This window comes from Herbidospora solisilvae (assembly GCF_009901565.1).
GTDB lineage: Bacteria > Actinomycetota > Actinomycetes > Streptosporangiales > Streptosporangiaceae > Herbidospora > Herbidospora solisilvae.
The window spans coordinates 61,365-76,531 of the sequence record NZ_WXEW01000014.1; the positions used below are offsets into that span (position 1 = coordinate 61,365).

The following is a 15,167-nucleotide window of genomic DNA, read 5'->3' on the forward strand; positions in this document are numbered from 1 at the left end:
GTGACCGGCCGAGATCACCACTCGCCGAGACCGCGCCTAACGATCGACCGGCCTCGGCATAGGGATCAGCACCTCGCGATCGACCTGCTTCGCCAGGAGAATCGGCACCCCGCAATCGATCGGTCTCGCCATAAGGATCAGTCCCTCGGGATCCGCCCAGCCCTTCGACCGGTGCTACCTCTCGCGGTCGTGCGGGCCCGCCCAACGGGTCTGACGCCTCCGGCTCAGTGAGATCGCCCTCGCCGGAAGGTGGCGGCGGCTGGGGTAACGGGGATTTGCCGAGTGGCCAGATCACCTGGTCCTGGGGTTCGCCCGGGCGCGGGCCGATCGGGCCGTGGCGGCGTTCGCCCAGGGCCTCGAACGGTAACGAGCCGATCGCGCGCCGGGGCTGGGTCGTCTCCAGGTCGCCCGGCCGGGGCTCGGGCTCGTCGGCGTCGTAGGGGCGGCGGCCTCGTACCGGAGGATCTTCGGGAGTCGGCGCGGCGAAGGGCGGCAGAGCCCAGGGTGAGGTGCGCGGGCGGGGACTCTCCTCAGGGGTCGTGGCAGGGCCCGGTGGCGAGTGATGGAGCTTCGGGGGCACATCCGGCTGCTCCTCGTCTTCGGGGGGCACGGCCACTTACCTCCTCTATCAGGACCGTTCCACATATGTCTGGGAGGGACGCAATCCCTCTGATACCCCTCCCGCAACCCACGATCACCTCCTCTCTAGTGAGATTTATCCGCCCTCCACTGAAATTCCCGACTTACGAGCAAGAACCACGACACCAACCCCAAAAACGCCAAATTGCACGATCGTTCCCACCAGGGTCTGCCAGGGCAGCGATCCCTGCGCCAGCGCCGAGCCGAGCTCCCCCGCCACCGCCGCGATCCCGAACGCTCCGATGTTGTTGACCGCGTGCAGCGCGATGGCCGCCTCCAGCCCGCCGGTGCGTACCGAGACCCATCCCATCAGCACGCCGAACCCGAACGTATAGGCGATCCCGAAGTCGGTGTAGCCGTGGAAGGCCGCGAAGACGCCCGACGAAATCAGGATCCCCCACCAGGGATTGCGCAAATAGGCGCCGAAAGCCTGAACCACCCAGCCCCGGAACGCGTACTCCTCTGCAGCCGCCTGCACGGGCACGAGGAGAAGGATCATCACCAGCGGCACGAGCACTTCCGACCAGCCCGCCCAGCCGTATCCCGGAGAGACGCCCGTCGCCAGCAGGGTCAGGGCCTGGGCCGCCTCCCCCAGCACCACCGCGAGGATCGCCAATGGAACGCACCGCAGGAGCCACCCCCACCGCAGCCGCCCCGCGACCGAGGAAAGGGTGCCGGGCGGGCGACGCTGCACCAGCCAGGCCGCCCCCAGCACGAGCGGGGTCATGATCGCGATCGCCACGAGCTGGAAGGCGAGGTCGAGCACGGGGTCTTCGAACAGGGCCCGGCCCGGGGTCGTCGCCGTCGGCTGACGCGTGACCACGGCCACGAGCACCGCGACCAGGCCCAGCGCCGCCGTCAGGGCGACGTAGACGACCACGATCAACACGGTCCCGAGCGGCGGCCGCCACCAGCGGTGCGCCGGGGTGCGCGCGAGCTGGTCGTACCGCGAACCCGGAGGCGGCGGGACGATCCACGACGTGAGCGATGGCTGCTGGATCACGGTCCCATTGTCATCACAGACGAGTGCGCATTAGTCCACAGACAGACGCGGCCCGCCGCGATTCACTCTGGGGCAGGAAACAAACCCAGGAGAGACGGAACATGAGCCGGCTAGGACCCATTTACACATTGGCCGTCGGAGTGGTGATGACCGCGGGCCTGACGGTGGCCAGCGCGACCGCCTCGCCCCAGATCCAGGAGACCTCGGCCGTGCCCGCGGCGGCAGGGGCCGACCCGCTGGCCACGCCCGAGGCGACCGACGAGGCCACCCCCGACGCGACCCAGGAACCCGAAGAGGTGGCCGCCCCCGAACCGGAGGAGGACCCGACCCCGAAGAAGGCCGACTACGCGGGCGTCGTCGACCAGAACGGCGGCCTGATCGCCATCTCGATCAGGAACGGCAAGGTCGTCGGCTACTTCTGCGACGGCAAGATCGAGGCGTGGCTGAAGGGCACCGCCGCGGACAACACGCTCACCCTCGAAGGCAAGGACACCCTGGTCACCGCAGCGCTGCGCGGCGGCAAGGCGCAGGGCCGCATCGAGTACAAGAACAAGAGCTGGCGCTTCTCCGCCGCCACCGTGAAGAAGCCCTCGGGCCTCTACCGCGCCACCGCCCAGGTCCGCGGCGCCCGCGTCGTCGGCGGCTGGATCAAGCTCCCCAACGGCCAGTCGGTCGGCCGCATCATGCTCGGCGAGAACTCCGGCGAGGCCGCGGCGGCCTTCGACGGCGGCGTCCAGGAGTGGTACGGCATCCCGCTCACCCCCCAGGACCCCGACCAGTTCATCGACTCCTTCCTGGCCCCCGCCGCCCCGGCCTCCTGAACCCCGCCGCCCCCGAACGCTTGAGAGCCTGAGATGTCCCACACCCAAGTCGCCCCGCAGCACCGCGGCGCCGTCGCCCTCCTCGTCATCCCCGTGCTCGCCGGCGGGCTGGTCGCCGCCGCCCTCGGCGTGTACGGCGAACTGCACCCCCCGACCGGTTTCGCCTTCGGCCTGGCCGGGTTCTCCGGCCCGCTGGCCATGAAGGTCTGGCTGACCACACTCGCCGCGCTGCTGGCGATCGTGCAGGTGTTCTCGGCGTTCGCCATCTGGGGCCGGATCCCCGTGCGGGGTTCCTGGCCTGGGCCGGTGCACCGGTGGTCGGGACGCCTGGCGTTCCTGGCCACCGTGCCGGTCGCCTTCCACTGCCTCTACGCGGTGGGCGCGCGCTACGACGATCCTCGCGTCATGTTCCACTCGATCTTCGGCTGCCTCTTCTACGGCGTGTTCGTCACGAAGATGTTGTCGCTGCCCAAGCGCGGCCTGCCCGGCTGGGTGCTGCCCGTGGCCGGGGGCCTGGTCTTCACCCTGCTGATCGGCCTCTGGCTGACCTCGTCGTTCTGGTTCTTCACCACGATCGGCGTGCAGTTCTAGACGCGCCTTCGAAGGGCAGGTTCAGCACGCGAGACACGGCCGGCCTTCGGCCGTCCGCGTCTCGCTCAGGGCCGCTCGAAGCTCTTCGTCCGGGCGAGCCCTGCGGCGCGGCCCTTGGCCGCCACCACCAGCGCCATCTTGCGCGACGCCTCATCGATCATCTCGTCGCCGAGCATGACCGCGCCGCGCCGCTCGACCGTCGTGTAGTAGTCGTAGGCGTCGAGGATGAGCTCAGCGTGGTCGTAGTCGTCCTGCGCGGGCGAGAAGACCTCGTTCCCGGCGTCGATCTGGCCGGGGTGCAGCACCCACTTGCCGTCGAAGCCCAGCGCCGCCGCGCGCGCCGCGACCCGGCGGAACCCGTCGACGTCCTTGATCTGCAGGTAGGGCCCGTCGATCGCCTGGAGGCCGTGGGCCCTGGCCGCCATGAGGATGCGCATCAGGATGTAGTGGTAGGCGTCGCCCTCGGCGTAGCCGGGCGGCTGCTCCCCCACCACGAGCGTGCGCATCCCGATCGAGGCCATGAAGTCGGCCGGCCCGAACACCAGCGTCTCGACCCGGGGCGAGGCCTGGGCGATCTCGTCGACGTTCACCAGCCCCCGGGCGCTCTCGATCTGCGCCTCGATGCCGATGACGCCGACGGGCAGCCCGACGGCCTTCTCGACCTGCGTCAGCAGCACGTCGAGCCACCGGACGTGGGAGGCGTCCTCGACCTTGGGCAACATCAGGCAGTGGAGCCGGTCGCCCGCGCCTTCGACCACCTCGATGACGTCGCGGTAGGTCCACGAGGTCGACAGGTCGTTGACCCGCACGACCACGGTTTTCCCGCCCCAGTCGCCCTCTTTCAGCGCGGCGACGATGTTCCCGCGCGCCGACTCCTTGGCCAGCGGGGCCACCGAGTCCTCCAGGTCGAGGAAGACCTCGTCGGCGGGCAACCCCTGGGCCTTCTCCAGGAAACGGGGGTTGCTCCCGGGAACCGCCAGACACGTACGACGCGCGCGCATGCGCCCAACCCTACAAAGCCGGGCGGCGGACGTTGTGCCGGGGCGCATACGGGCTCCCCAGGTGATCTATGTGATTAATAGGGAGGTAATGCCTCTTCCATCAGGGAGTCCAGAGATGTCCCGAGTCGTCGCCGCGAGCCGTCCCGCGGTTCTGTCCGACCTCATCCCCGGCACGATCGTCCGCGACGTCGCGCTCGTCGTCGGCGCCGCCGCGCTGACCGGCCTGGCCGCCCAGGTGGCGTTCCCGGTGCCCGGCAGCCCCGTGCCGGTGACCCTCCAGACCTTCGCCGTGCTGCTCTCCGGAGCCACCCTGGGCCTCTACAGGGCCGCCGCCGGCATGGCCCTCTACCTGCTGGCGGGCCTGGCCGGCGTGCCGTGGTTCACCGCCGCCGGCGACGCCACGCTGGGCTACGTCGTCGGCTTCTTCCTGGCCGCGTCGGTCGTCGGCGCGCTGGCCGGGCGGGGTGGTGACCGCACCGTCCCGAGGACGGTCGTCACCATGATCGTCGGCACGGTGCTGATCTACCTCGTCGGCGTGCCGTGGCTGGCCGTGGCCGCCGACATGAGCCTGGCGACCGCGATCGAGAAGGGCGTCGTGCCCTTCCTCATCGGCGACGGGCTGAAGGTCCTCGTCGCCGCGGGACTGCTTCCCGCAGCGTGGAAAATCGCCTCCTGACAGGCGTTTTGACCTGTGGAAAACTGGCGGTCATGAGCCTCGCGTTGATCGAAGACGCCGCGAAGCGGTCGAGCGTGCTGTGGGTGGTGCTGCCCCAGGGCACCCGCCTGGCCTGGCACGTCTGGCATGACGACGCCATCTATCTGGTGGTCGGGGGCGGGGAGCAGAACCTCCCCGGCCTCACCGCCCAGCACGAGATCGAGGTCGTGCTCCGGAGCAAGGACAACGGCGCCCAGCTCGTCCGCTTCCCGGCGGCGGTCGAGGTCGTCGACCAGAAGACCAGCCCCGAGGTGATCGCCGCCCTCGCCAAGGAGCGGCTGAACGCCCCCGACGCGGCCGGGCTGCCCGCCCGGTGGGCCAAGCGGTCGTCGGTGGTCCGGCTCAGGCCGACGGGTTGAGCACGGGCTCGCGCGCGGCGGGCGCCTCCTGCGGGGCCCGCCGTACCGTCGCCGTCTGGGCCAGCAGCGCGCCGAGCAGCACCACCGCACCGCCGATGATCTGGTAAGCGCCCAGGGCCTCCCCCAGCAGGAAATAGGCGATCAGCGCACCGGTGATGACCTCCAGCGAGGCCACCGTCGCCCCCACGGCCGCCGAGAGCCGCCGCACCGCCGTCACCCCGGCGATGTACGCCACCACGGTCGCCACCAGGATCAGCCACCCGGCCGCCCCGGCGACGGGCAGCGTGTTGCCCGCCACGGTCACGACGTCGCCGAAGACCGCCCACTCGATCGACCAGGGCCGCGCGAACGGCAGCAGCACGACCGCCGCCCCGATCATGCCCCAGGCCACCAGGCCCAGCGGGTCGACGTGCAGGTTGTCGCTCATCAGGAAGTAACCGGCGCAGCACGCCGCCGCCAGCAGGGCCAGCACCAGCCCGAGGGCGTCGAGCCGCAGCCCGTCCCAGACCTCGACCACGACCGCCAGCCCGGCCACCGCGATCACCGCGCCGATGCAGGCCGCCTTCGGCAGCCTGATCCGGCGGACGAACCGCACCCAGAGCACCACCAGGACCGGCGAGGTGTACTCGATCAGCAACGTCACGCCGACGGGCAGCCGCTGGATGGCCAGGAAGTACAGGGCCTGGACCCCGGCGACGGCGACCAGGGCGTACACCCCGAAGAAGAGCCACTGGGAACGGGGGATGCGCAGCGCGGCGGGCCGCAGCAGCGCCAGCGCGGCCAGCAGCAGCAGCCCGGCGCCGGCCATGCGCACCCACACCGACTCCAGCGGGGCCAGCCCGGCGGCGTTCAGATACTTCGCCATGGGTCCGGAGAACCCGAAGCACACGGCGGACACGGCCGCGATTCCAAGGCTGACTGACCGGATCATGACTCTTCCCTGTAACTACCGTTGACCTACTTTGATCCTGTCATATCCAACCGGACCGGGGCATCCCCATAACCTGCCAGCGTGGAGCGGATCTTCGTGGCCCGGCTGGCCGGGCTCGCGGTGTTCGATCCCGCCGGTGACAAGATCGGCCGGATCCGGGACGTGGTCGTCGCACTGCGCGGCCCGCTGCCCCCGCGTGTCCACGGCTACGTCGTGGAGGTCCAGCCCCGCCGCCGCGTGTTCCTCCCGATCACCCGGGTGATCTCGGTGGAGGCCGGGGCGGTCATCTTCACCGGGCGCCTCAACCTGCGCCGCTTCGAGCAGCGCGAGTCGGAGACGCTCGCGATCGGCGAGCTGCTCGACCTGAAGATCACCGTCGAGGGCGAGCCCGGCACCGTCCTCGACCTGGCCATGGAGCAGCCCGATCCGCCCGACTGGCTGATCACCAAGGTCGCCTTCCGGCGCGGCACCCGCCGCAGGGGCGAGACCACGGTCGTCGACTGGGGCCAGGTCAGCGGCTTCGAGGTGGCGCAGAAGGACCAGGGCGCCCAGAGCCTGCTGGCCGCCTTCGACGCCATGCGCCCCGCCGACCTCGCCGGAGTGCTCCAGGAGCTGCCCGGCAAGCGCATGGCCGAGGTGGCCGCCGCGCTCAACGACGACCGGCTGGCCGACGTGCTGGAGGAGCTGCCCGAACGCGACCAGGTCACGGTGCTGGGCAACCTCGACGCCGAACGGGCCGCCGACGTGCTGGAGCACATGGGCCCCGACGACGCCGCCGACCTGCTCCAGGAACTCCCGCCCGAACAGGCCGAGCGCCTGCTGGCCCTGATGATCCCCGAAGAGGCCGATCCGGTACGCCGCCTCCTCGGCTACGCCGAGGACACCGCCGGCGGCATGATGACCACCGAGCCCGTCATCCTGCCCCCCAACGCCACCGTCGCCGAGGCGCTGGCCCGGCTGCGCGTCCGCGAGCAGCCGCCGTCGATCGCCGCCCAGGTGTTCGTGGCCCGCCCGCCGACCGAGACCCCCACCGGCCGCTACCTCGGCATCGCGCACATCCAGCGATTGCTCCGCGAGCCCAGCTTCGCCCTGATCGGCTCACTGGTCGACGGCAGCGTCGACCCGATCAGACCCGAGTTCTCCCTCCCCGAGGTGGCCTCCTACCTGGCCACCTACAACCTGGTGGCGGCCCCGGTGACCGACGAGGACGGCCGCCTGATCGGCGCGGTCACCGTCGACGACGTCCTGGACCACCTGCTGCCCGAAGACTGGCGGGAGCGACATGACTGAAGGCCGGCTCGACCAGCCCCGCGAACTGCGCAGGCGACTGCCCATCCGGTACGACCCCGAGGCGTTCGGCAAGTGGTCGGAGAAGTTCGCGCGTTTCCTGGGCACGGCCAGGTTCCTCGTCTACATGACCGCCTTCGTGATCGTCTGGGTCACCTGGAACACCCTCGGCCCGATGAGGTTCGACCCCTACCCGTTCATCTTCCTGACCCTGATGCTCTCGCTCCAGGCGTCGTACGCCGCCCCGCTGATCCTGCTCGCGCAGAACCGGCAGGACGACCGCGACCGGGTTCAGGGCGAGCAGGACCGCCACGCGGCGGAGCAGAACCGGGCGGAGCTCGAATATCTGACCCGGGAGATCGCCTCGTTGCGCATCGCCTTGGGTGAGGTCGCCACGCGCGACTTCATCAAGGCCGAGGCTGAATGGCTAGTGGACCAGCTTGACGGCAAGGGCGGCACACTGCCCTAGCTCGGCCCCGCTCAGCCGCTCGACGAACTGGGCCCGCACACCGCGCAGGTAGGTCGGGGTGGCCTCGTCGAGCAGCGCCGTGCCCTTGTCGGTGAGCACGGCGTAGAGGCCGCGCGCATCGCTCGGGCAGGCCTGCCGTTCGACCAGGCCGTCGCGTTGCAGCCGGTCGATCAGCCGGGTCAGCCCGCTGCGCGACAGCAGCACCCGGTCGGCGAGGTCGTTCATCCGCAGCCGCTTGTAGGGCGCCTCGGACAGTTGGAGCAGCACGTCGTACGAGGCCATCGCCAGATCGTGGGACTCCAGGAGGTCGGATTCGATGCTCCGGGTGATCCGCATCTGGGCACGCTGCATCGTGCGCCAGACCTCGATTTGTTCCGCCGACAGGACAGGCGGACTTGTCGGACTCACCCGCGTCATCCTAGAGGTGCGACCTCGATTCGTATGACAGGTCGCCAGTTCGTAGCATGACTACATGGCACCGACCCCAGAAGTGGTGACCGCGGCCCTGGCGACGGTCAACGACCCCGAGATCCGCCGGCCGATCACCGAGCTCGACATGGTCAAGAGCATCGACATCGCCCCTGACGGGCTGGTGCGCGTAGGCGTCTTCCTCACTGTCGCCGGCTGTCCGATGAGAGACACCATCACCCGCGACATCACGGCCGCCGTCTCCAAGCTCGACGGCGTCACGCGCGTCTCCGTCGAGATGGACGTGATGAGCGCCGAGCAACGTAAAACTCTGCAAACGAAACTGCGCGGCAACCGGGGCCCCGAGAAGGAGATCCCCTTCGCCCAGCCCGGCTCGCTGACCCGCGTCTTCGCGGTCGCCAGCGGCAAGGGCGGCGTCGGCAAGTCGTCGGTGACGGTCAACCTGGCCGCCGCCATGGCCTCCTCCGGCCTCAAGGTCGGCGTGGTCGACGCCGACATCTACGGCCACAGCGTGCCCCGCATGCTGGGCGTCGGCGAACGGCCGACCAAGGTCGAAGACATGATCATGCCGCCGGTGGCCCACGACATCAAGGTCATCTCGGTCGGCATGTTCAAGCCCGAGGGCAACAGCGCGGTGGTCTGGCGCGGCCCCATGCTCGACCGGGCGCTCCACCAGTTCCTCGCCGACGTGTTCTGGGGCGACCTCGACGTCCTGCTGATGGACCTACCGCCCGGCACCGGCGACATCGCGATCTCGGTCGCCCAGCGCATGCCGACCGCCGAGATCCTCGTGGTCACCACCCCGCAGCAGGCCGCCGCCGAGGTCGCCGAGCGGGCCGGTTCCATCGCCGCCCAGACCCACCAGCAGATCGCCGGCGTCATCGAGAACATGTCCTGGCTGCCCTGCCCCCACTGCGACGAGCGCATCTCGGTCTTCGGCGAGGGCGGCGGCCAGACCGTCGCCGACGCCCTGACCCGCACTCTCGGCTCCCGGGTGCCGCTGCTGGGCCAGATCCCGATCGACACCCGCCTCCGCGAGGGCGGCGACGAGGGCAAGCCGCTGGTCCTCACCGACCCCGACGCCCCGGCCGCCGCCGAACTCCGCCGCATCGCCGCGGGCCTCAGCAAGAAGAGGGGCGGCCTCAAGGGCATGAAGCTCGACATCAGCCCGGCCGGCCGCTAGATCCTTCTTCTCCGTTACGGCTCCGCCGACCCTGGCAGCCGCCCGCCGCCTCCGGTCCGCGCCGTAACCGCCGCCGACCGGCCGCGCCCGGGCAAAACGAAAGGCCCGCTCCTGTAGGAGCGGGCCTTTCGGCTGGGCTCAGGTCGCCTCGTTGTCGTAGGGCGGGATCTCGCCCGCCGTCAGCTCCACCGTCACCGGAGGAGGCGGCGGGTCGGCCGCGGCCGTCTCGCCCGGGGTGGCGTTCCAGTCCTTCTCGACGTCGTCGAGCAGGTGCTTGCGGACGAAGTTCTTGGGGTTGAGGTCGGTCGGGTCGAAGTTCTTGAACTCCGGCCCGAGGTTGGCCTCAAGGTCGGTGCGGGCGTTGTTGGCCATCTGCCGGATCTGCCGGAGCGTGCGGCCCGCCTGCGAGGCGACTCCCGGCAGCTTCTCAGGCCCGAACACGAGCAACGCGATCACTACTAGCGCCAGGATCTCCGCCCAGCCGAGTCCGAACACCGTAGATCTCCCTTGCCCTGCCCGAACCGTCGTGAATCAGACTAGTACCCGGGCAGGCGTGCTCACGAGGGCTGGGCCGACGGAGCCGGCGCCGCCCCGATCACGACGTCCACTGTTCGCTCGGCGCCCGCCCGGCTGTATTTGAACGGGACCCGGTCGCCCGGCGTCTTGCTGCGGATCGTGACGATCAGCTCGCGGCTGTCGCTGATCGGCTGCCCGTCGACCTCGAGGATCACGTCGCCCGCCCGCAGCCCGGCCTTGTCGGCGGGCCCCTGCGGGGTGATCGGCGGAACCCCCCGGTCGGGCGCGTCGGCGATCCGGACGCCCTCCCCCTGGTAGTTCTGGTCGATCGTGATCCCGATCCGGGACGTGCGGGCCGAGCCGGTCGAGATGAGCTCCTCCGCGATCCGGCGGACCTGGTTGACGGGGATGGCGAACCCGAGGCCGATGCTGCCCGACTGCTGCCCGCCGAGCTGCTGCCCGGCCCCGATCGTGGCGATGGCCGAGTTGACGCCGATGACCTCGCCCCGGCCGTTGACCAGCGGGCCGCCCGAGTTGCCAGGGTTGATCGCCGCGTCGGTCTGGATGGCGTTGATCAGCGCCGAGTCGCGCCCGCTCTCACCGCCGGCCTCGACCGGCCGGTTGAGCGAGCTGACGATGCCGGTGGTGACCGTTCCGGTCAGCCCCAGGGGCGAGCCGATCGCGATGACCGGGTCGCCGACCACCATCGAGTCGGAGTTGCCCAGCGCCACCTCGGGCGAGCCGAACGTCTCGTCGGGCTTCACCACGGCGATGTCGGAGTTGGGGTCGCGCCCCACGATCTGCGCGGTGGTCGACTGGCGGTTGGCGAACCGGATGCGGATGCCCCCGCCCGACCGCGCCGCGGCGGCCACGACGTGGTTGTTGGTGACGATGTAACCGCCCCGGATCAGGAACCCGGAGCCGGTGCCCGACTGCCCGCTGCCCTGCACTTCGAGCGAGACCACGCTGGGCAGCACCCTGGCGGCCACCCCGGCGACCGACTCGGGCGCCCGCCCGGTCGGCGCGGCGGCCGGGGTCGGGATCGCGTAGCCGGGGTCGATGCCGGCGGTCGGACGGGTCAGCAGATAGGTGCCGCACGACGCCGCGCCCCCGGCCACCAGCGCGACCACGAGCCCGAGCGCGGCCAGCGTGGAGGTGCGAGGACCGGCACGGCGCTCACGCCGGGGCAACTCGGGCATCCCGCTGGGCGGCGGCGCCCACCCCTGCCCCATGCCGTAGGCGTTGGGCGGCGGGGGTGGCGGGAAATAGGTCTGCGTCGGTTCTCCGCCGGGAAGCGGGGGCGGCGGGTGGGCCGCGCCCGGCTGCTGGGGCCGGCGGGGGGCGTCGTCCTCCTCGCCCCACTCGCCCACCGGATAGAACTCAGGCCGCCCGTACGCGTCGTCGTCACGCGTGTCGTCGGTCATCGGTGCAGTCACTCCCAGCGATCGTGGCGGGGCCGCCACCCAGTCTCATGAGAAAGGCACACGACCCGTTTTACACGCCAGATCGTATGCCGTCTCACTGCCCAGACGTGGTGCCGGTTAGTCGCGTCAAGGAACAAGCTTGGGCGAGGGACCGGGTGACGGGGAACCCGGCAGCCGGCCGTGGGGCGACGCGGTGACCTGCGGGGGGAACATCATCTCGGGCGCGGGGGCAGGGCGAGGCTCGCCGTTGACCAGGAAGAGCGACCCGAGGGCGACCGCCGCCGAGGCCACCCCGACCGCGACGTAACCGGCCGCGCGGCGGCGGGGGCTACGGCCGGGGCCGGTCGCGCCAAAAGGACGGCGGGCCGGGCGGGTGTCGGCGGGCGCGATGCTGTAGGGGCCGGGCAGCTGCCGGGGCAACTGGCCCGGTAGAGGGCGGGCCGGAGGGCCCATGTCTCCCAACCGCAGCAGCGACATGGTCAGGTCGGCCGGCATGGCGGGCGGGTCGAGGGAGCGCAGGCGGCTCTTCAGCGCCCGCATCCCGTCGACCTCGGCCCGGCAGTCGGCGCAGAACGTGAGATGGGCGAGGGCGCGCTCGCGCTCGTGGTGCGCGAGCTCGCCGTCGATCAGCGCGGAAACGCGCTCACCAAGATGCGTCATGCTCCCTCCCGGGTGAACGATGAAGGGGGAAGCTGGTCACCGCGCGGCGCACGGTGATCGAGCGCGTCACGCAGTTGCGCGCGCGCCCGGTGGATGCGGCTGCGGACGGTGCCGAGCTTGACGCCCAGCGTCGCCGCGATCTCCTCGTAGGAGAGGCCCTCGATGTCGCAGAGCACCACGGCGGCCCGGAACTCAGGCGCCAGCGCGTCGAGCGCGGCCTGGATGTCGGCGTCGAGGTGGTTGTCGTCGTAGGCCCGCTCGGGGGACGGCTCGCGGCCGTGCATGCGCTCGGCGGCGTCGTCGGCCAGCCCCTCGAACCTGATCCGCTGCTTGCGGCGGGCCCCGTCGAGGAACAGGTTGGTGGTGATGCGGTGCAACCAGCCCTCGAACGTGCCCGGCTGGTAGCTGGACAAAGAGCGGAACACCCGGACGAAGACCTCTTGGGTCAGGTCTTCGGCGTCGTGGACGTTGCCGGTCAGCCGGTAGGCGAGCCGGTATACCCGTGCCGAGTGGTTTCTGACGACCTCCTCCCAGGTGGGAGGTGTCCAGGTGGACGCCTCAGCGCCCGCCTGGTGGTCGTGATCGTCCACCGGCAATCCTCTCTCCAGGACCGTTGCTACAGCCATAGTGCCTGGTTTCGCCCCTTCCTGCGTACCAGCGGCGAACGACCTGAACAAAGACCGTTCAAAGCTGCAACGTCCCCGTTGCGGCGTGAGTTCCCGATCGGGGCGTACTCCCCTACGCTTGCCAACCATGAACACGGCGAGCCTGGCCCATGCGGAGGACTTCGTCCCGGAGGACGACGTCCTGCGCAACGCGCGACAGCGCGGCGAGGAGGTGGGCGCCACGCCCATCCTGCCCGGCGGGGGCGCCGCGCTCTGTTTCCTGGCGACCGCGGTCAACGCGCGGTCGGTGGTCGAGATCGGCACCGGTTGCGGCGTCTCGGGCCTGTGGTTGCTGCGGGGAATGCGGTCTGATGGCACGCTGACCAGCGTCGACGTCGAGCCGGAACACCAGCGGCTGGCCCGGCAGACGTTCGCCGAGGCGGGGTTCGCCAGCGGGCGCACCCGGCTCATCGTGGGGCGGGCCCTCGACGTGCTGCCGCGCCTGGCCGACGGCGGCTACGACCTGGTCTTCTGCGACGCCGCCAAGCAGGAATACGGCGACTACCTGAGCGAGGCGCTGCGGCTGCTGCGGCCCGGCGGGATCGTGGCCTTCGACAACGCCCTGTGGCACGACAGGGTGGCCGACCCCACGCAGCGCGACCCCGAATCGGTCGCGGTCCGCGAGGTCGGCCGTCTGGTCAGGAACGACGAGCGGCTGCGCCCGCTCATGCTGCCGCTGGGCGACGGCCTGCTCGCCGCCGTCAAGCTGACGAACTGAGCCAGTCGAGCAGCAGCCTGACGCCGAAGCCGGTGCCGCCCTTCTCGTTGCGCGCGGGGCCGGCGATGTCGAGGTGGGCCCACGGCCGGTCGCCGGTGAACTCCCGCAGGAACAGCGCGGCCGTGACCGAGCCCGCGCCGGTGCCGCCCTTCGTCTCGATGTTGGCGATGTCGGCGACGTCGGAATCGAGACCGGCCCGGTAGTCGGCCAGCAGGGGCATGCGCCACAACCGCTCGCCGGTCCGGCCCGCCGCCGCCAGCAGGCCGCCGGCCAGGGCGTCGTCGGTGGCGTAGAGGGCGCCGAAGCCGGTGCCCAGGGCGACCTTGGCGGCGCCGGTCAGGGTGGCGATGTCGATCAGCACGTCGGGGTCGAGGTTGCGGTCGGCGTAGGCCAGCGCGTCGGCCATCACCAGGCGGCCCTCGGCGTCGGTGTTCAGCACCTCGACGGTCCGGCCGCCGTACTGGGTGATCACGTCGCTGGGGCGCTGGGCGTTGCCGCCGAAGGCGTTCTCGGCGCAGGCGATCAGGCCGGTGACCTTGACCGGCACGTCGAAGGCCTTCAGTGCCGACAGGACGGCGATCACGGCGGCGCCGCCGGCCATGTCGGTCTTCATGTCCTTCATGGACGCCGACGGCTTCAGCGACAGGCCGCCGGTGTCGAAGGTGATGCCCTTGCCGACCAGCACGACGTGGCGGGTCGCGCCCTCGGGGGCGTAGGTCATCGTGATCAGGCAGGGCGGGTTGACCGAGCCCTGGCCGACGGCGCGGATGCCGCCGAAGCCGACCAGCTCGGTGTCGACGGTGACCTCGACGCCCTCGCCCGCCAGGGCGATCGCCTGCTCGGCCAGCCAGGCCGGGGACTTGATCGACGAGGGGGTGTTGGTCAGGTCGCGGGCGTCGCTGGTGGCCTTGGCCACCGCCTCGCCGCGCGCGACCGCTTCGGCGTCGGCGCCCGAGAGCACGATCTCGTGGACGGGCGTGGTCTTCGGCTCGCCCAGCTTGAAGGTGTAGGTGCCCAGGAGCGCCCCGGCGACCAGCTCGGCCACGTCGCCCTCGGGCGGGGCGACGATGGTCAGCCGGTCTCGGCCCTGGACGCGGCCGGCCAGCGCGGCCCCCGCCTTGCGGAGATCGGCGGCGGCGGGGCCGGTGCCGTACAGGAGCACGCGGCGCACCCCGTCGGCGGCGGCGACGGGTATCTCGACGACCTCTCCGGGCTCGCCCTTGGCCTCGTAGTGCGCGAGCAGGGCCGGGGCGGAGACCGGCAGCTCGACGTCGGGGGCCAGGTCGGGGCCGAACGGGACGGCGAGGAACTCCGCGTCGCCGTCCGCATGCGCCACGGTGGTCACGGTGGTCTCTATGGGCACGGTTTCTCCACGTTCAAGAATGGAAGCGAGACACGGACCGCCGAAGGCCGGCCGTGGCTCGCGCTGGGAATCTGCCCCAAAGGAACGCGGCCCCGGCGCGGGGATCCGCGGCGGGGCCGTCGTCGCTCGATATCCGGCTGTAGTCAGCCGACCACGTTCTTCAGCGCGTCACCGAGGGCGCCGGCCTCATCCGCCGATAGCTCGACGACAAGCCGACCGCCACCTTCGAGCGGGACCCGCATGACGATGCCCCGGCCTTCCTTGGTGACTTCCAGCGGACCGTCACCAGTCCGCGGCTTCATCGCCGCCATGCGTGTATCCCTTCCCGCGTTGTCGGCCGTCCAATGAAGGGTGGCCGGCGCATTCACGTCTTCTGTGATGTCCTATTATCCC

General features: G+C 71.0%; 18 protein-coding genes. 8 read left to right on the plus strand and 10 right to left on the minus strand.

Annotation, left to right across the window (positions count from 1 at the left end):
* Positions 1-715: 715 nt before the first annotated feature.
* Complete coding sequence (locus GT755_RS41470; protein WP_161484173.1) at positions 716-1,642, minus strand: CPBP family intramembrane glutamic endopeptidase; 927 nt, start codon at positions 1,640-1,642, stop codon at positions 716-718.
* Positions 1,643-1,788: 146 nt separating this feature from the next.
* On the opposite strand from GT755_RS41470, the gene GT755_RS36740 reads away from it, so the two are divergent.
* Both GT755_RS36740 and GT755_RS36745 read left to right on the plus strand, forming a co-directional pair.
* On the plus strand, positions 1,789-2,463 hold the full coding sequence (locus GT755_RS36740) for a hypothetical protein (RefSeq protein ID WP_161484174.1): 675 nt from the start codon (positions 1,789-1,791) through the stop codon (positions 2,461-2,463).
* A gap of 33 nt (positions 2,464-2,496) precedes the next feature.
* The gene (locus GT755_RS36745) at positions 2,497-3,054 is read left to right on the plus strand and encodes a DUF6529 family protein (RefSeq protein ID WP_161484175.1); all 558 of its coding nucleotides are present in this window, start codon (positions 2,497-2,499) and stop codon (positions 3,052-3,054) included.
* 65 nt (positions 3,055-3,119) lie between these two features.
* Here the strand turns inward: GT755_RS36745 and GT755_RS36750 are convergent, their stop codons facing one another.
* Complete coding sequence (locus tag GT755_RS36750; protein ID WP_202610950.1) at positions 3,120-4,055, minus strand: HpcH/HpaI aldolase/citrate lyase family protein; 936 nt, start codon at positions 4,053-4,055, stop codon at positions 3,120-3,122.
* 115 nt (positions 4,056-4,170) lie between these two features.
* On the opposite strand from GT755_RS36750, the gene GT755_RS36755 reads away from it, so the two are divergent.
* On the plus strand, positions 4,171-4,731 hold the full coding sequence (locus tag GT755_RS36755; RefSeq protein ID WP_161484177.1) for a biotin transporter BioY: 561 nt from the start codon (positions 4,171-4,173) through the stop codon (positions 4,729-4,731).
* A gap of 32 nt (positions 4,732-4,763) precedes the next feature.
* Complete coding sequence (locus GT755_RS36760; protein ID WP_161484178.1) at positions 4,764-5,129, plus strand: hypothetical protein; 366 nt, start codon at positions 4,764-4,766, stop codon at positions 5,127-5,129.
* On the opposite strand, the gene GT755_RS36765 is transcribed toward GT755_RS36760, so the two are convergent.
* A complete protein-coding gene (locus GT755_RS36765; protein WP_202610951.1) occupies positions 5,113-6,060 on the minus strand; it encodes an EamA family transporter in 948 nt (315 codons plus the stop codon). The genes GT755_RS36760 and GT755_RS36765 overlap by 17 nt on opposite strands.
* Positions 6,061-6,141: 81 nt before the next feature.
* Between GT755_RS36765 and GT755_RS36770 the strand changes: the two genes are divergently transcribed.
* Positions 6,142-7,350, plus strand: coding sequence for a magnesium transporter MgtE N-terminal domain-containing protein (locus tag GT755_RS36770; protein WP_161484179.1), 1,209 nt, complete (start codon positions 6,142-6,144; stop codon positions 7,348-7,350).
* Positions 7,343-7,816 (plus strand): DUF1003 domain-containing protein, encoded by a 474-nt coding sequence (locus GT755_RS36775; RefSeq protein WP_030451817.1) that lies wholly within the window; start codon positions 7,343-7,345, stop codon positions 7,814-7,816. The genes GT755_RS36770 and GT755_RS36775 overlap by 8 nt, the downstream gene beginning before the upstream one ends.
* Here GT755_RS36775 and GT755_RS36780 read toward each other — a convergent pair.
* Positions 7,775-8,224: a MarR family winged helix-turn-helix transcriptional regulator gene (locus GT755_RS36780; RefSeq protein WP_328794747.1), complete on the minus strand. Its 450-nt coding sequence runs from the start codon at positions 8,222-8,224 to the stop codon at positions 7,775-7,777. The two genes, GT755_RS36775 and GT755_RS36780, sit on opposite strands and share 42 nt — an antisense overlap.
* A 64-nt stretch (positions 8,225-8,288) precedes the next feature.
* On the opposite strand from GT755_RS36780, the gene GT755_RS36785 reads away from it, so the two are divergent.
* The gene (locus tag GT755_RS36785) at positions 8,289-9,428 is read left to right on the plus strand and encodes an Mrp/NBP35 family ATP-binding protein (protein WP_161484181.1); all 1,140 of its coding nucleotides are present in this window, start codon (positions 8,289-8,291) and stop codon (positions 9,426-9,428) included.
* Between the two features lie 138 nt (positions 9,429-9,566).
* Here the strand turns inward: GT755_RS36785 and GT755_RS36790 are convergent, their stop codons facing one another.
* From GT755_RS36790 to sigE, 4 genes are all read right to left on the minus strand, one after another.
* Positions 9,567-9,923, minus strand: a complete 357-nt coding sequence (locus GT755_RS36790) for a sec-independent translocase (RefSeq protein WP_030451820.1) — start codon at positions 9,921-9,923, stop codon at positions 9,567-9,569.
* Between the two features lie 62 nt (positions 9,924-9,985).
* Positions 9,986-11,368 (minus strand): S1C family serine protease, encoded by a 1,383-nt coding sequence (locus GT755_RS36795; RefSeq protein WP_161484182.1) that lies wholly within the window; start codon positions 11,366-11,368, stop codon positions 9,986-9,988.
* 126 nt (positions 11,369-11,494) lie between these two features.
* On the minus strand, positions 11,495-12,028 hold the full coding sequence (locus GT755_RS36800; protein ID WP_161484183.1) for an anti-sigma factor family protein: 534 nt from the start codon (positions 12,026-12,028) through the stop codon (positions 11,495-11,497).
* Positions 12,025-12,654 (minus strand): RNA polymerase sigma factor SigE, encoded by a 630-nt coding sequence (gene sigE / locus GT755_RS36805; RefSeq protein ID WP_030451823.1) that lies wholly within the window; start codon positions 12,652-12,654, stop codon positions 12,025-12,027. The genes GT755_RS36800 and sigE overlap by 4 nt, the downstream gene beginning before the upstream one ends.
* Before the next feature lie 127 nt (positions 12,655-12,781).
* Between sigE and GT755_RS36810 the strand changes: the two genes are divergently transcribed.
* Positions 12,782-13,411 (plus strand): O-methyltransferase, encoded by a 630-nt coding sequence (locus GT755_RS36810; RefSeq protein WP_161484184.1) that lies wholly within the window; start codon positions 12,782-12,784, stop codon positions 13,409-13,411.
* Here the strand turns inward: GT755_RS36810 and GT755_RS36815 are convergent.
* Both GT755_RS36815 and GT755_RS36820 read right to left on the minus strand, forming a co-directional pair.
* Positions 13,395-14,774 (minus strand): leucyl aminopeptidase family protein, encoded by a 1,380-nt coding sequence (locus GT755_RS36815; RefSeq protein ID WP_161484185.1) that lies wholly within the window; start codon positions 14,772-14,774, stop codon positions 13,395-13,397. The two genes, GT755_RS36810 and GT755_RS36815, sit on opposite strands and share 17 nt — an antisense overlap.
* A gap of 143 nt (positions 14,775-14,917) precedes the next feature.
* Positions 14,918-15,085 (minus strand): DUF3117 domain-containing protein, encoded by a 168-nt coding sequence (locus tag GT755_RS36820; protein WP_081898355.1) that lies wholly within the window; start codon positions 15,083-15,085, stop codon positions 14,918-14,920.
* Positions 15,086-15,167: the final 82 nt, after the last annotated feature.

What these genes read in the sequence shown, in the direction of transcription:
- GT755_RS36740 (WP_161484174.1), top strand. Translation starts at nt 1,789, where the DNA reads ATGACCGCGGGCCTGACGGTGGCCAGCGCGACCGCCTCGCCCCAGATC.
- GT755_RS36745 (WP_161484175.1), top strand. Translation starts at nt 2,497, where the DNA reads ATGTCCCACACCCAAGTCGCCCCGCAGCACCGCGGCGCCGTCGCCCTC.
- GT755_RS36750 (WP_202610950.1), bottom strand. Translation starts at nt 4,055, where the DNA reads ATGCGCGCGCGTCGTACGTGTCTGGCGGTTCCCGGGAGCAACCCCCGT.
- GT755_RS36755 (WP_161484177.1), top strand. Translation starts at nt 4,171, where the DNA reads ATGTCCCGAGTCGTCGCCGCGAGCCGTCCCGCGGTTCTGTCCGACCTC.
- GT755_RS36760 (WP_161484178.1), top strand. Translation starts at nt 4,764, where the DNA reads ATGAGCCTCGCGTTGATCGAAGACGCCGCGAAGCGGTCGAGCGTGCTG.
- GT755_RS36765 (WP_202610951.1), bottom strand. Translation starts at nt 6,060, where the DNA reads ATGATCCGGTCAGTCAGCCTTGGAATCGCGGCCGTGTCCGCCGTGTGC.
- GT755_RS36775 (WP_030451817.1), top strand. Translation starts at nt 7,343, where the DNA reads ATGACTGAAGGCCGGCTCGACCAGCCCCGCGAACTGCGCAGGCGACTG.
- GT755_RS36785 (WP_161484181.1), top strand. Translation starts at nt 8,289, where the DNA reads ATGGCACCGACCCCAGAAGTGGTGACCGCGGCCCTGGCGACGGTCAAC.
- GT755_RS36795 (WP_161484182.1), bottom strand. Translation starts at nt 11,368, where the DNA reads ATGACCGACGACACGCGTGACGACGACGCGTACGGGCGGCCTGAGTTC.
- GT755_RS36800 (WP_161484183.1), bottom strand. Translation starts at nt 12,028, where the DNA reads ATGACGCATCTTGGTGAGCGCGTTTCCGCGCTGATCGACGGCGAGCTC.
- sigE (WP_030451823.1), bottom strand. Translation starts at nt 12,654, where the DNA reads ATGGCTGTAGCAACGGTCCTGGAGAGAGGATTGCCGGTGGACGATCAC.
- GT755_RS36810 (WP_161484184.1), top strand. Translation starts at nt 12,782, where the DNA reads ATGAACACGGCGAGCCTGGCCCATGCGGAGGACTTCGTCCCGGAGGAC.
- GT755_RS36820 (WP_081898355.1), bottom strand. Translation starts at nt 15,085, where the DNA reads ATGGCGGCGATGAAGCCGCGGACTGGTGACGGTCCGCTGGAAGTCACC.